Annotated in this window: 15 protein-coding genes; all 15 read right to left on the reverse strand. The window is 41.0% G+C overall.

What is annotated here, in order from left to right:
• Positions 1-10: 10 nt before the first annotated feature.
• Positions 11-1240: a SufS family cysteine desulfurase gene (locus HMPREF1521_RS02120; protein ID WP_038115236.1), complete on the reverse strand. Its 1230-nt coding sequence runs from the start codon at positions 1238-1240 to the stop codon at positions 11-13.
• Positions 1241-1251: 11 nt separating this feature from the next.
• Complete coding sequence (locus tag HMPREF1521_RS02125; RefSeq protein WP_038115239.1) at positions 1252-2298, reverse strand: SufD family Fe-S cluster assembly protein; 1047 nt, start codon at positions 2296-2298, stop codon at positions 1252-1254.
• A gap of 9 nt (positions 2299-2307) precedes the next feature.
• Positions 2308-3717 (reverse strand): Fe-S cluster assembly protein SufB, encoded by a 1410-nt coding sequence (gene sufB / locus HMPREF1521_RS02130; RefSeq protein WP_038115241.1) that lies wholly within the window; start codon positions 3715-3717, stop codon positions 2308-2310.
• Positions 3718-3725: 8 nt separating this feature from the next.
• Positions 3726-4469, reverse strand: coding sequence for a Fe-S cluster assembly ATPase SufC (sufC, locus tag HMPREF1521_RS02135; protein WP_038115244.1), 744 nt, complete (start codon positions 4467-4469; stop codon positions 3726-3728).
• Between the two features lie 299 nt (positions 4470-4768).
• On the reverse strand, positions 4769-6025 hold the full coding sequence (locus HMPREF1521_RS02140) for a diaminopimelate decarboxylase (RefSeq protein ID WP_038115246.1): 1257 nt from the start codon (positions 6023-6025) through the stop codon (positions 4769-4771).
• A gap of 59 nt (positions 6026-6084) precedes the next feature.
• Positions 6085-6501: a DoxX family protein gene (locus tag HMPREF1521_RS02145; protein WP_038115249.1), complete on the reverse strand. Its 417-nt coding sequence runs from the start codon at positions 6499-6501 to the stop codon at positions 6085-6087.
• A gap of 284 nt (positions 6502-6785) precedes the next feature.
• Positions 6786-8411, reverse strand: a complete 1626-nt coding sequence (gene groL / locus HMPREF1521_RS02150) for a chaperonin GroEL (RefSeq protein WP_038115252.1) — start codon at positions 8409-8411, stop codon at positions 6786-6788.
• Between the two features lie 121 nt (positions 8412-8532).
• Positions 8533-8814, reverse strand: a complete 282-nt coding sequence (groES, locus tag HMPREF1521_RS02155) for a co-chaperone GroES (protein WP_038115255.1) — start codon at positions 8812-8814, stop codon at positions 8533-8535.
• Between the two features lie 124 nt (positions 8815-8938).
• Positions 8939-9517 (reverse strand): ANTAR domain-containing response regulator, encoded by a 579-nt coding sequence (locus HMPREF1521_RS02160; protein ID WP_038115258.1) that lies wholly within the window; start codon positions 9515-9517, stop codon positions 8939-8941.
• Entirely contained in the window at positions 9518-10909 is a 1392-nt protein-coding gene (locus HMPREF1521_RS02165) for a sensor histidine kinase (RefSeq protein WP_038115259.1), read from the reverse strand.
• A gap of 2 nt (positions 10910-10911) precedes the next feature.
• A complete protein-coding gene (gene tsaD, locus HMPREF1521_RS02170; protein ID WP_038115260.1) occupies positions 10912-11943 on the reverse strand; it encodes a tRNA (adenosine(37)-N6)-threonylcarbamoyltransferase complex transferase subunit TsaD in 1032 nt (343 codons plus the stop codon).
• On the reverse strand, positions 11943-12389 hold the full coding sequence (gene rimI, locus HMPREF1521_RS02175; RefSeq protein ID WP_038115263.1) for a ribosomal protein S18-alanine N-acetyltransferase: 447 nt from the start codon (positions 12387-12389) through the stop codon (positions 11943-11945). The genes tsaD and rimI overlap by 1 nt, the downstream gene beginning before the upstream one ends.
• Entirely contained in the window at positions 12389-13147 is a 759-nt protein-coding gene (gene tsaB / locus HMPREF1521_RS02180; protein ID WP_038115266.1) for a tRNA (adenosine(37)-N6)-threonylcarbamoyltransferase complex dimerization subunit type 1 TsaB, read from the reverse strand. The genes rimI and tsaB overlap by 1 nt, the downstream gene beginning before the upstream one ends.
• Positions 13131-13625: a tRNA (adenosine(37)-N6)-threonylcarbamoyltransferase complex ATPase subunit type 1 TsaE gene (gene tsaE / locus HMPREF1521_RS02185; protein WP_038115269.1), complete on the reverse strand. Its 495-nt coding sequence runs from the start codon at positions 13623-13625 to the stop codon at positions 13131-13133. The genes tsaB and tsaE overlap by 17 nt, the downstream gene beginning before the upstream one ends.
• Positions 13615-14595: a thiamine-phosphate kinase gene (gene thiL, locus HMPREF1521_RS02190; RefSeq protein ID WP_038115272.1), complete on the reverse strand. Its 981-nt coding sequence runs from the start codon at positions 14593-14595 to the stop codon at positions 13615-13617. Before thiL ends, tsaE begins: the two co-directional genes overlap by 11 nt.
• Positions 14596-14616: the final 21 nt, after the last annotated feature.

Genomic DNA, 14616 nt, shown 5'->3' on the forward strand with positions numbered 1-14616 from the left:
ATCGCTTCTCCTAATCTTTAAAGCCCATGACTGAACGAACAGTCTTCAATACGTCAAGGAAAGCATCCAAATCTTCCTTACGCGTATACAAGTACATACTTAGCCGTGTGGATGCGGACACATTATAGAATGCGCCCAAAGGTTGTGCACAATGATGACCGGAACGTACGCAAATTCCCTTTGAATCCAGAATAGTTGCTACATCATGAGGATGCACATCATCTACGGTGAAAGCAATTACGCCGTGTTTTTCCTTAGGATTTTGGGATCCGATTACATGAACATGAGGTAATTCCACAATCTTAGGTAAGATATAGGAAACCAATTCCTCTTCATAAGCCTCGATAGCATCCATACCGAAGGATTCAAGATAATCAATGGCGGCATGAAGTGACACCGCGCCGTCCGCATTCGGTGTGCCGGCTTCAAACTTATAAGGTAATTCGTTAAATGTCGTAGTCTGCTCTTTTACATACTCAATCATGTCCCCGCCCAAAAGGAATGGAGGCATCGCTTCCAACAGATCACGCTTGCCGTATAATACACCAATGCCTTGAGAGGCACACATCTTATGTCCTGAAAATACAAAGAAATCGCAATCTAACGCTTGTACATCGATTTTCTTATGCGGTGTGGATTGTGCCCCGTCAAGGACGACAACAGCCCCGACCGAATGGGCTTTCTCCGTCAATTCTTTCACAGGAAACTCCATACCGAGCACATTACTTATATGCGCAAAAGCAACGATTTTAGTGGTTTCATCAATCTTATCGATTTCACCGTCCTTCAAATGTCCGCTTTCATCAAGATACATATATTCCAATGTAGCCCCTGTCTGTTCGGCCACATATTGCCATGTAACGAGATTAGCATGATGCTCCGCAACGGTAATGATGATTTTATCACCTTTTTTTACATTATGAAGGCCGTAACTGTGGGCAATCAAGTTCATCGATTCCGTACTATTGCGGGTAAAAATGACCTCTTCCCGTTCACGGGCATTGATGAATTCCACCACTCGATCACGAGCATTCTCATAAGCTTCGGATGCTTCGATAGCCAAAATATGAGAACCGCGATGAGGGTTACCGTTATGCTGTGTCATGTGTTCAACAATACGGTCCACTACAACTTGTGGAATTTGTGCGGTCGCACCGCTATCTAAATAAATTACGCGGTGTCCATTATGCTCTTTATGTAATATAGGAAAATCTTTATATGCTTCTGCAATAGGTCTCATAAAACGCCTCTTTAAATTTTATTACGTACAGCCGCTAATGCCGCTTCTTCAATCGCTTCATCACCAATACGGTCTATAATCGGACGAATCATAGATTCTACGATGATATGCTTCGCTTCAGTTTCACTAAAACCGCGACTCATAAGATAGAACAATTTATTATGGTCGATTTGACCTGCACTCGCCGCATGATTACCAACTACATTATCTTCTTTACACAACAAGAGCGGCAAAGAAACCGATTTTACAGTCGGATCTAACAATAAGCATGTATCTTCTTCCGCACCTTCAGATGCAGTGGCTCCATTAAGGAAATCCAGTGTGCCGCGGAATGATTTTTTAGCATTACCGCTGAGGGCACCTAAATTATGAATATCGCTGAAAGATTTCTTGCCGCCATGGCTCATCACCATGGCAATATCGAATTTCTGCTCTTTATTACCAAGATAAGCAATATCGTGAACGATGTGAGATTCCTGTCCCACTAAATCATGATAGTAATTCAAGAAGTTTTCACTGCCGCCGATTTCGATATTGATATATTCCACATCGGCTCGGTCTTCTAATTTAGTATAGCGATGTTCGATATGTTGTACATGTTCAGGTAAAAGATTCACCTTTTTCACTACAACCTTAGCGGAGTCTTTTACATCGTATTCACTCAAGTAACTAACATTTATCAACTCATGGCCGGAACCGGTTACATAAAATTGAACTTCTAATTCAGCGCCGTTTTCGACGATAAACTGAAAGCGATTCGCCACGCGTTGAGATGCATCGATACGGATACCCACAAGCTCTTTAGCATTTGCAGGAATATGAATAGCATACCCTTCCGCGTTATCGACTAGTTCCTGTACCGCTTCTCGATTAGCACCTTCATAAGAACCATTCATCAATGGTGTTCCTTTTGACAGTGGTGAAAATATATTTTTATTCGCCTCTACAGCGATCGATTGTACAGCTTTGTCTTCTCCCGCCAAAGATCCTACAGTATGATTGACGCGCAACCATCTGAATGTCGGTCTAGGGAGTACATTAAATAGTAATTCGCTCATAATTCCTCCTTAACCGATAGAACCTTCTAATTCAAGGTTGATTAGATTGTTCATTTCAACTGCATATTCAAGCGGCAATTCTTTGGAAATCGGTTCAACGAAGCCTCGAACAAGCATTGCCCGAGCTTCTTCTTCACTGATACCGCGAGTCATGAGATAGAAAATCGCCTCATCGGAAATACGACCGATTTTAGCTTCATGACCTAAATCCACATTATCGTTTTCAACGATAATAGCCGGGATTGTATCCGATTGAGATTCAGCATCAAGCATTAACGATTCGCAGGAAACAGTAGCCTTTGCATGTTCCGCCTTTGGACCGATTTTCAAAAGGCCGCGGTAGATTGCAGCGCCACCGGATTTGGAAATGGATTTAGAGTTTACATTACTTGTCGTATATGGTGCATTATGAACCACTTTACATCCTGTATCGAGGAATTGTCCTTCACCGGCAAATGTTACACCCGTAAATTCCGCATGAGCACCTTCACCATTTAGAATACTCATCGGATACAAGCAGGATACCTTGGATCCGAAGGAACCGGAAACCCATTCAATTGTCCCGCCTTTGCCTACAACACAACGTTTCGTGTTGAGATTATACATATTTTTAGACCAGTTTTCAATTGTAGAATAACGCAATGTAGCATTATCCTTAACGAACAATTCAACTGCGCCCGCATGAAGATTGGATACATCATATTTAGGAGCGGAACAACCTTCTATAAAGTGAAGCTTTGCACCTTCCTCCACGATGATCATCGTATGCTCAAATTGACCTGCACCCGGCGCATTCAAACGGAAGTAGGACTGCAAGGGAATATCTACCTGTACGCCGGCCGGAACGTATACGAAGGAACCGCCTGACCACACGGCGCCATGAAGGGCCGCCCATTTATGGTCCGTAGGAGGAATCAAGGTCATCCAGTATTTTTTTACGATTTCTTCATGTTCATGAAGAGCCGTTTCAATATCGGTATATATAACCCCCTGTTTAACAAGATCTTCTTGAATACTGTGGTATACAACCTCTGAGTCATACTGAGCACCTACACCTGCAAGAGATGTTTTTTCCGCTTCAGGAATACCTAAGCGGTCAAATGTGCTTTTAATTTCTTCCGGAACTTCATCCCAGTTTTCTTTCATATCAACTTTCGGCTTAACATAGGTGTGAATATTTGCCATATCCAAGCCGGAAATATCGGGAATCCAGTTAGGAATTCCCATGCGATTATAAATCTCCAAGGACTTCAAACGGAATTCGAGCATCCATTCAGGTTCATTTTTATTGGCCCAAATTTCCCGGATGATATCTTCCGTCAAACCGGTATCCGAAATATAAGAATATTCAAAGTCATTCTTTATATCGTAGACACCGCGGTCCATATCCGCCACTTGGGTTTTCTTTCTTTGTTCCATAGTGCCTCCTATGCTAATGATTTGTATGCGTCATAACCTTTTTCTTCGATTTCACGCACGAGAGAAGCATCCCCGGTTTTAACGATTTTACCGTTGATTAAAACATGAACAAAATCAGGTTTCAATTTTTGTAAAATTTGGTTATGATGCGTGATAATCAATACAGCATTATCTTCATTGTGAAAGCGCTGTACCCCTTCAGATACGATACGAACCGCATCTACGTCAAGACCGGAATCGGTTTCATCAAGAATCGCCAATTTAGGATTCAAAATGGACATTTGAAGGATTTCATTCTTCTTGCGTTCACCGCCGGAAAACCCTTCATTTACATAACGTTGTGCATAAGATGTATCAAAAGATAATTCATCCATCTTGGTTTTCAGCTCTTTTTTGAACGCCAACGCCCGTACGTTCTCACCTGTAATTGTGGATTTAGCTGTACGGATAAAATTTTCTACAGTAATCCCCGGAACGGAAATAGGATTCTGAAAGGACATAAAGATACCTGCTTTGGCGCGATCATTTACGGCATCTTCCGTAATATCCTTACCGTCAAAAATGATAGAACCCTCGTCCACTGTATAGGTAGGATTTCCCATAATAGCATTGGCCAAGGTGGACTTGCCGGCACCATTTGTCCCCATTACGACATGAATTTCACCCTTATTAATTGTTAAATTGATACCCTTCAAGATCTGTTTCTCTTCGACAGATACCTTTAAGTCTTTTACCTGAAGTAATTCAGCCAAAATGTTCACTCCTTCTTATTATGTATATTGCCATTACAGGATATATACATCTATTTTATGTAAAACATATATAATGACACATATAAAAAGGCGGTACGCACTAACGTGGATACCGCCGTATTTCTCGCCAACTTAGCAAGTGTGTGCATAACAATCTACACTCATTATACATTCTTATCTAAATGATAGCAAGATATTCCTACTAAAATATACTGGAATTAAAAGAATATCAAGTATTACATATATTGATACGTTTTTATTAGTATTCGTTCTCATCCTATTCGATTCTCAATATTAAATTATAACTTGGAAAAATCTAATGTACGGAATAAATCATCATATGTTTCGGCACGACGGATTTGCGTAACAGAACCATCTTTATGCAGGAGTAATTCCGCTGAGCGCAATTTACCATTATAGTTAAAACCCATCGAATGTCCATGCGCCCCCGTATCATGAATTATGATACGATCACCTATATCGATTTTAGGCAATTTCCGTTGGATAGCAAATTTATCATTATTTTCACACAATGATCCTGTCACATCATATACATGATCCTTTGGTTCATTTTCCTTACCCATGACTGTAATGTGGTGATATGATCCGTATAATGCCGGACGCATAAGATCGGCCATACAGGAATCAAGCCCGATATAATGACGATATATATCCTTCTTATGAATTGCTGTAGATACAAGGTACCCGAATGGGCCTGTTACCATGCGCCCGCATTCATATGCCAAGGCGATATCATTGAGACCATTGCCTTTTATAATCCTGTCATATGCGTCATGAATACGTTGGCCTAACCGTTCAAAGTCAACAGGTGTGTCCTCCGGTTTATACGCAACGCCTACACCGCCGCCAAGATCGATAAACTCGACATCAATGCCAAGTTTGTCTTTGATGTCTACAGCAAGATTAAAGCAGATTTCCGCAGTACCTACAAGGCCGTCAATATCCAATTCATTGGACACAACCATCGTATGTAAGCCGAAATGTTTAACACCTTTCGCCTGTAATTGCTCATAGGCCTCAAATATTTGATCACGGGTCATACCGTATTTAGCTTCCTCGGGAAGACCGATAATTGTATTACCGCCTTCTTTCAAAGGACCCGGATTATAGCGTACACAAAATGTGTCGGGTAAAGACCCATGATTCTTTTCAAGATATTCTATATGTGTAATATCATCTAGATTGATAATAGCTCCTAACTCCAATGCTTTTTTATATTCCACATATGGCGTATCGTTGGATGTGAACATAATATCGTGACCCTTTATGCCCACCTTTTCACACAGCAATAACTCCGCCAGCGAGGAACAATCCGCACCGACACCCAAATTTTGCAACAGTCGCATAATATATGGATTCGGGGTAGCTTTTACGGCAAAGTACTGTTTGAACCCCTTGTTCCAGGAAAATGCATGGATGAAAGATTTCATATTGTTAATAATGCCTTCCTCATCATAGATGTGGAAAGGTGTTGGATAGTCAGCGATAATGGCTTCCAACTGTTCAGCTGTAAACGGAACTGTTTTCGTATTCATAATAACCTCTCTATAAAATAAAAGGCTCATCAACATGATGAGCCTTTATATCCCAATTATTATTTAAATAAAGCTTTATCTAAACTATAGCGACCTGCACCGGCAAAGAACAACATAATGGCGCCGAAACCAAGTTGAGACGGATAGTCCCAGCCAAAGAAACTGCCGTTCAGATTAATAATGGTAGCCGTTGCTAAAGTGCCTACAAGCAGAATAGCACCAATACGTGTAAATAATCCTACCGCAATAAGAATACCGCCAATCATTTCAGCAAGTGCAGCCGCAGTTCCCAGCATTTCATAGCCGCCGGATACACCTAAAGGAGCCAGCATGGCACCTACCTTGTATAATCCTTGAGAGCCGCTAAGCCATTTTAAATAGCCATGATAAAACATGGAAATCCCCAATGCTAATCGATAGATAAACAAGCCAAAGTTAATATAATTAGGTTTACTTTTGAATATAAAGTTTAACACAGTAACACCTCTTTCTCTATTATATAGATAAATTTCAATATACCAAGTATATATTAAAATAGTGCTACTTGTCAAACAAGACTCATATAAAATTCTATAGAATTATAACATACTAACCTTTCAAAATCAATTTTATCGATGTTAATTATTAACGCAAGAATTTACAATCAAAATTATTCGACTAATACATCGAAAATCAAAAATAACCCTAATGAATTTAAGAGTATAGAAATCTTAATTCATTAGGGTTATTGTAAAATTGACTAGAAAGTTTTAGCAGCTGATTACATCATACCGCCCATACCACCCATAGGAGGCATTGCAGGTGCTGCAGCATTTTCATCTACCTTATCAGCAACAATAGTTTCTGTAGTCAAAACTAATGATGCGATAGATGCGGCATTTTGAAGTGCTGAACGTGTCACCTTCGCAGGATCGACGATACCGGATTTTACCATATCTACATATTCTTCAGTCAATGCATTGAAACCGATACCTGCCTCTGTATTTTTAACCTTTTCAACGACCACGGAGCCTTCAAGGCCTGCATTGTATGCGATTTGGCGAACTGGTTCCTCTACAGCGCGTTTTACAAGGTTAATACCAGTCTGAACATCACCGGTCGCTTCCAATGTATTCAATGCAGGGATGATATCGATGAATGTGGTACCCCCACCGGCTACGATACCTTCTTCAACAGCGGCACGTGTGGCATTCAATGCATCTTCGATGCGGAGTTTTTTATCTTTCATTTCAACTTCTGTAGCAGCACCTACTTCGATAACAGCTACACCGCCGGACAATTTAGCAAGACGTTCCTGTAATTTTTCACGGTCAAATTCGGAAGTCGTTTCTTCCAATTGTGCACGGATTTGGCTAACACGTTGAGCGATTGCGTCCTTATCACCTACGCCATCGATAATCGTCGTTTCATCTTTACTGATGCGAACCTGGCGAGCTGTACCAAGATCTTCAAGCTCTACGGAGTCAAGTTTACGCCCCATATCTTCAGTGATTACGGTACCACCTGTTAAGATAGCGATATCTTCAAGCATAGCTTTACGACGGTCGCCAAAGCCAGGAGCCTTAACAGCTACCGCTTTAAATGTACCACGCAATCTGTTTACTACCAATGTAGCCAATGCTTCACCTTCTACATCTTCAGCGATAATAAGAAGTTCTTTACCTACTTTTACCACTTTTTCAAGTGTTGGTAACATATCCGCAATAGCACCGATCTTACGATCCGTAATCAAGATATATGGATTATCCATAACAGCTTCCATACGGTCAGGATCGGTTACCATGTATGGAGAAATGTAACCACGGTCAAATTGCATACCTTCTACTACGTTTAAAGCCGTTTGTAAACCTTTGGATTCTTCAACAGTGATAACGCCGTCGTTACCGACTTTTTCCATTGCTTCCGCAATCAAACCGCCGATTTCTTCATCTGCAGCGGATACGCTTGCAACTTGAGCGATTTCCGCTTTTCCGGAAACTTTGATGGAGCGTTTTTTGATTTCATCCACCAATGTTTTTACAGCGGTTTCAATACCTTTTTTCAAAATCATCGGATTAGCACCGGCTGCTACATTACGCATACCTTCTTGAATCATGGCTTGAGCCAATACCGTGGCAGTCGTAGTACCGTCCCCTGCTACATCATTAGTTTTGGTAGCAACTTCTTTTACCAGTTGAGCCCCCATATTTTCAAATGGATCCGGTAACTCAATATCGCGGGCAATCGTTACACCGTCATTTGTAATTGTGGGAGAACCGAATTTTTTATCTAATACCACATTGCGGCCTTTAGGTCCCAATGTAACCTTTACAGCATCTGCCAATTGATCAACGCCGCGGCCTAAAGCGCGACGAGCTTCTTCGTTAAACAAGATTTCTTTTGCCATATGTATTACCTCCTACATAATTGGACTATCCAATGCAATAGAAATATATATCTGTGAAAGCGCTATATGAATACTCAAATATAACGCTTCTAATAAATATTTAACCTATTATTTTAACCTATTATAATATTGCTAGAATATCGCGTTCACTGATAATCAAGTGAGTAGCGCCGTCGATTTCTAACTCGCTACCGGCATATTTCGCGAACATAACATGGTCGCCAACCTTAACTTCCGGAGCTACACGTTGACCATTGTCACATAGTTTACCGGAACCTACAGCTACGACTTCACCTTCTTGAGGTTTTTCTTTTGCTGTATCGGGAAGAAAAATACCGCTCTTCGTTTTTTCCTCTTTTTCTACTAAACGAATAACAACACGATCAGCTAATGGTTTTAACATATGATGTCACTCCTTTTTTATCTCATTCACCTGTTAGCACTCAAAGACATCGAGTGCTAATTACAAGTATTATTATAACCTAACTTAAAATAATTGCAAGACTTTATTTTGATTTTTTGACTATTTAGGTTTTTCCTGATTTATTAACTTGTTCAATAATACATTGACAGGTTTTTACTATAGACATATGTTGCTTCATACTTAGGCTTCGTATACGTCCATAGGCTTCTTCCTCGGAAATTTTATATAGCTCCATAAGAATGCCCGTTCCTCTTTGAATAAGCTTGCGCTCCTCCAAGGATTGTTCCAATTGAACCATCTGCCTCCTTAAACTTTCATCGGATTTAAAACGTCCTAACGCCATTTCCAAGGTAGGCATCAACTGATCCTCCCGCAACGGTTTGATTAAATAACCGTACACCCCCGATTCACGGGCTTTATCAATTAAATCCTGTTGGCTATAACTCGTGAGTAACACAACCGGTGCATAATGATGAAAACCGATTTGTCGGGCCGCCTCGATACCGTCCAACTCAGGCATTTTTACATCCATTAAAATAATGTCAGGATGATGATCTTTGCATAATTGAATCGCTTCTATTCCATTGGAGCCTTCCCCTACCACTTCATGGCCTTGAGACTCCAATATATCCCGTAAATCCATACGAATAAGGGATTCATCGTCTACAATAGCTATGCGCATTTATTTCTCCTTTTTCATATGAATCGTAACAGTCACACCTTTTTGTGAATTCGCTATGCGTAAAGATCCTTTTAATTCATGGGTGACCAGATTATTAATAATTGTCAATCCTAATCGCTTATTAGAAACTATATCGAAATCTTCCGGCAATCCACGACCGTCGTCACTGAAGGTCATGATGATGTCATCATCCGTTTCATCAACGGCTAAATGAATATTTCCGCTTTCACCGTCTAAACCATGTTCCAGACTATTGGTAATCAATTCATTAATAATGAGTGACACATAACTCGCCACATATGAGGAAATTAATATATCTGCTCCCTCATAAGTAAAGGTTACCATTTGATTATGACGGACCATACTGAGTCTTAGCAATCGACACAACTCATCATATATGGAACGTACACCGATATAATCCTCATCATAATGTGACACTATATCATGAACTAATGCCATGCTTTCAATGCGATTGATTCCTTCCTGCAAAGCTTGTTTTACTTCCGGTAAATTCGACCGGCGGGCCTCCATACGCAAAAGCCCGGCTACCGTCTGCAGATTATTTTTTACACGATGGTGAATTTCTTTAATGATAGAATTTTTTACGAGCAACTCCTGCTGCTGTTTACTTTCATGGGTGCAATCATGGAGAACTAAAAAACACCTCGTTTCATTACGACCCATGGCGATAGGAATCATATGCTGACGAATGACCATATCCTGATAGATTTCTTCACTGGTGTATACAGTCCTGTTCTCTAATACCTGCTGTATAGCGGAGATTTTTAAGGCCCCCCCGTAAATTGATGAACCGATGAGACGACGATTAAATCCCAATATATCGACCAGCTGTAAGGCGGCTTCATTGCCGTAAATAATTGTATTAGTATGATCAAATATGATAAGTCCGTCCAGATACGATATAGGTTCATAGAACTGTATCTGTTCATCTGTCGCAGTCAACATGAGCCGATGCATCGTATCCGATAATATATACTCCCGTTCAAATTGATCAGGTTGAACGGAGGTAGATAAGGTAAATGAAATACCTCCGATGATCCGCCCCCCATTATCAACAATGGGAAAAACATGTTCGCGGCTTGCTTCAGCGGTTCCACATTGAGGGCACCCCTTATCAAACATATTCCGCCATAAATAGGAACTCTTTGTCCGACGCGTCACAATCTCCGTATCATTACGCATGATACAGAGCATATTAATACCGTCCTTATGGATGTCCTCATAATAGGATTTTAAAAGTGGCGTAAAAATCTGTATCCTTTGACGGGTTACAGATTCGCCAAAGGATATAAGTGTGCTGATATGCTCAAGTAATGCTGTTTGTGATGGTCCCAATGGGGTTTCATTCAAAATATCCTGATCGATATCCACAATTAATCCTCTTTCCAAGACACATAACCTATTTCAACACTCGGTTTCGCATTTAATGTAAGATCGCTGAATTTCCCGGCCTTAGCCATATAATAGGCTCTACATCCAATCATAGCCGCATTATCCGTGGATAAAATCTTGTTAGGTTTATAATAAAGGAACCCTTCCTTGTGACACATGTTTTCTAATGCGCTCTGCAAACCTTTATTTGCGGATACTCCGCCGGCAATAGTGATGCGAGTTTCCCCCAATGTATGTGCCGCATCCTTCGTCTTTTCCACCAGTACATCAACGATGGCTTTTTGAAAGGATGCCGCCACATCCGCTTGGTTAACAGGCTCGTCTTTCTGCTGTTTGCTGTTGAGATAATTGAGGACCGCAGACTTTAAACCGCTAAAACTGAATTCAAAATTTCCGGGTTCGCTCAAAGCCTTCGGAAACTCAACAGCATTTTCATCGCCTGTAACGGCAAGAGCATCGATATGAGGTCCTCCCGGATAAGGAAAACCCATTACGCGAGCAATTTTATCAAACGCCTCGCCCGCTGCATCATCCCGGGTTTGTCCTAAAATATAAAATTCTTCATACCCTTTCACATGAACGAGCATCGTATGTCCACCGGATACAACGAGACTTAAAAACGGCGGTTCCAGATCAGGATTGGCAAGAAAATTAGCAAAAATATGCCCTTCCATATGATGTACCGGCACCAAGGGGATTCCTGTTGCAAAGGATAATCCCTTTGCCGCTGCAACACCGACCAGCAAAGCACCAACCAGTCCGGGACCATATGTCACACCGATATGATCAATGTCTTTCAAAGTAATCTTTGCATCTTTTAAGGCCTGATCAATGACAGGGATTACCTGTTCGATATGATGGCGGGAAGCAATTTCAGGTACAACGCCGCCAAATTTTCTATGTATTGGAATTTGACTGGATATAACATTCGATAAAACGGTGCGACCATCTTTGAGGACTGCCGCCGATGTTTCATCACAGCTGCTTTCCAATGCTAATGTATATATACTCATTATATTTCCTTTGTAACGAGAGACATGATATATGCATCTTCCTTAGGTTCCGAATAATAGTCTTTGCGTATACCCTTTACAGTAAATCCTAAATTTCTATACATAGCCAAGGCCGATAAGTTTGAAATTCGGACCTCCAGAAAGATTTCCTGCATCCCTCGCTTAACACATGCATCAATTAAACGTTCCATCAATTGAGTACCGTAGCCCTTGCACCGAGCTTCGGGGATAATGGCGATATTCGTAATCTGTCCTTCATCATAAATAAGCCAAACACCGCCATATCCGATAATTCGGTCATTTTCTATCAGCACCATATACAGCTTATTCGATGTTTTGTCCAACTCAGACGTAACAGACTCTAAGCTCCATGGAACAGAAAAAGATACCTGTTCAATTTCATAGATAGCCTGTGCATCTTCTATGGTAGCCATTCGAATATCCATCATTCTGCCCCTGCCGCTTCCGTCACGATAACAGAAGGATTTTGAGATAGCATATCCTGGTTATCCTTATGGCGTTCCTCCCATAAAACCTCAGCCTCGGAGCGACGGATATAATAAGGCACCATATCCATCGGATCCGATATAAGATTCTTACGCGCCAATTCTTTTCCGGCCAACAATAAGGAGCTCGCCTTAGGAATCCTTCTCATTATATCGGCAATCGTGCAGTTTGAATCACTTTCATCTAACAGTTTTTCGATACGCTTGATACCGTCCCCGATGAAAATAACCTTCTCCTTATAATCTCTAAAACGATTAATCAAATTTGCAGCTTCAACAACAAAAGGATCTTCGATGCGAAGTAAACGATTTGCCTCATAATGGTATAGGGCTGCATAGACATGTTTTTTTTGGGCGTCCACAACAGTACAGATTGTATAATCCGTATATGGAATATTATGAGCCAGACTATCCATAGTCATAACGCCATACAAGGGAATCTGCAAGGCATAGGCCATCGCCTTCGCTGTTCCCATACCAATTCGCAGCCCCGTAAAAGATCCGGGCCCGATACTAACCATTATTCCTTTCAACATATCTTTTGTCACCTGTGTCAATTGTAAAAGCATATCGATATGCGGCACCAACTGTTCGGAATGAGTCAATCCGGCTTGTACGGTTAGTTCACCCACAAGGCGTTCTTCATCCATTAATGCAACACTGGAAACAAGAGAGCTAGTTTCAATTCCCAACCACATAATGGCCTCCTATCTCCAACAAATCATCCATTTCAAGATAATTGCTATCAAGTATAATCAAGCGACTCATATCATCGATGGTCTTTAAATTGATCCACAAAGTTTCATCCGGTAATTCATCACGAAACTTGTCCGCCCATTCTACAATAGATATCTGATCCTCTGTATATTCATAAAATCCGATGTTTTCAAGTTCACTTACATCATCTAAGCGATACACATCAAAATGATATAAAGGGCCGGACCCTGCGATATATGAGTTCATAATTGCGAAGGTGGGGCTTGTAATCTCTTCCGTTACACCGAATCCCTGAACAATACCTTGCGCCAAATGAGTCTTGCCTGTACCCAGATCACCGACGAGTGCTACGCATAAGGGCTCTTTTTTTTTGCTTAACCATTTCCCCAGTTTTTTACCAAAATCCTGTGTATCTTCTACCGAATGAGTTTCCAATTGAACCCGCGCTTTATGATTCATGAAAATGATTATATCCTTTCGCTTCAATAGTTGTAATCGTTTTATCCGGCGTCACCATCTGCACCATGGCCGGTCCCGACAAAACTTCACCAATTAATGAAATACCATCCATATCCTGTAATTGAGGAACTAAAGATTTCGGTGCAGTAAAGACAAGCTGAAAATCTTCCCCTCCATACAGTGCATAATCCTCGGGATTAGTCTGTAGATGTTCAGCTAAGGCATATGTTTCCTTATGTAAAGGAATCGCCTTTTCCTCAATAACAATTGATACGGAGCTGGCCGATGCAATTTCATTAAGCTCACTGGCAAGGCCATCACTGATATCATTCATACTGTGAACCCCAAGATCTCGCAATCTCTGTCCCAGAAAAACCTGTGGTTCAGGACGTTGATGACCGATCTTGGTCATAGTATATCCATCCAGTGAATACATAAGTGCACTCAATCCGGTGGCGGCATATCCTAGATAATTGGTCACGCCCACCACATCGCCGATTTGAGCTCCGCTACGTAATACGGCACAACCTTGCGGTACTTCACCGATAATGGTTACTGTCCAAACCATAGATCCTTCGATACGTACTGTATCGCCTCCTAAGATATTAACACCATACTTCTTACATTGATCTTTGATACCTCTATAAATTTCATCCAATATATCCGTATCTATATGACCCGGTGCAGCTACAGACAAAACCACTTGCTTAGGCGTCCCCCCCATTGCAGCAATATCGCTTAAATTAGCTGACATGAGGCGATATCCCACATCATAGGGCATCATATAGTGAAAGCTGAAATGAATCCCTTCCACCATTGTATCCGTACTGATTAACTGATTCACATGCTCAGAAGTATTGTAAATGGCACAATCATCACCAATACCTTGAATTACCGTATCCGGATTATAAATGGTATCACTCTGAATATGACGTATGAAATTAAATTCTCCTATCTGTTTTAATTGCATCCCATCACCTAATTTCCGATT

Source organism: Veillonella sp. AS16 (assembly GCF_000517785.1).
GTDB lineage: Bacteria > Bacillota > Negativicutes > Veillonellales > Veillonellaceae > Veillonella > Veillonella denticariosi.

Bases quoted from the DNA above. Each gene is read 5' to 3' on its own strand.
- HMPREF1521_RS02120 (WP_038115236.1), bottom strand. From the start codon at position 1,240: ATGAGACCTATTGCAGAAGCATATAAAGATTTTCCTATATTACATAAA.
- HMPREF1521_RS02125 (WP_038115239.1), bottom strand. From the start codon at position 2,298: ATGAGCGAATTACTATTTAATGTACTCCCTAGACCGACATTCAGATGG.
- sufB (WP_038115241.1), bottom strand. From the start codon at position 3,717: ATGGAACAAAGAAAGAAAACCCAAGTGGCGGATATGGACCGCGGTGTC.
- HMPREF1521_RS02140 (WP_038115246.1), bottom strand. From the start codon at position 6,025: ATGAATACGAAAACAGTTCCGTTTACAGCTGAACAGTTGGAAGCCATT.
- groL (WP_038115252.1), bottom strand. From the start codon at position 8,411: ATGGCAAAAGAAATCTTGTTTAACGAAGAAGCTCGTCGCGCTTTAGGC.
- groES (WP_038115255.1), bottom strand. From the start codon at position 8,814: ATGTTAAAACCATTAGCTGATCGTGTTGTTATTCGTTTAGTAGAAAAA.
- HMPREF1521_RS02160 (WP_038115258.1), bottom strand. From the start codon at position 9,517: ATGCGCATAGCTATTGTAGACGATGAATCCCTTATTCGTATGGATTTA.
- tsaD (WP_038115260.1), bottom strand. From the start codon at position 11,943: ATGAGTATATATACATTAGCATTGGAAAGCAGCTGTGATGAAACATCG.
- rimI (WP_038115263.1), bottom strand. From the start codon at position 12,389: ATGGATATTCGAATGGCTACCATAGAAGATGCACAGGCTATCTATGAA.
- tsaB (WP_038115266.1), bottom strand. From the start codon at position 13,147: ATGTGGTTGGGAATTGAAACTAGCTCTCTTGTTTCCAGTGTTGCATTA.
- tsaE (WP_038115269.1), bottom strand. From the start codon at position 13,625: ATGAATCATAAAGCGCGGGTTCAATTGGAAACTCATTCGGTAGAAGAT.
- thiL (WP_038115272.1), bottom strand. From the start codon at position 14,595: ATGCAATTAAAACAGATAGGAGAATTTAATTTCATACGTCATATTCAG.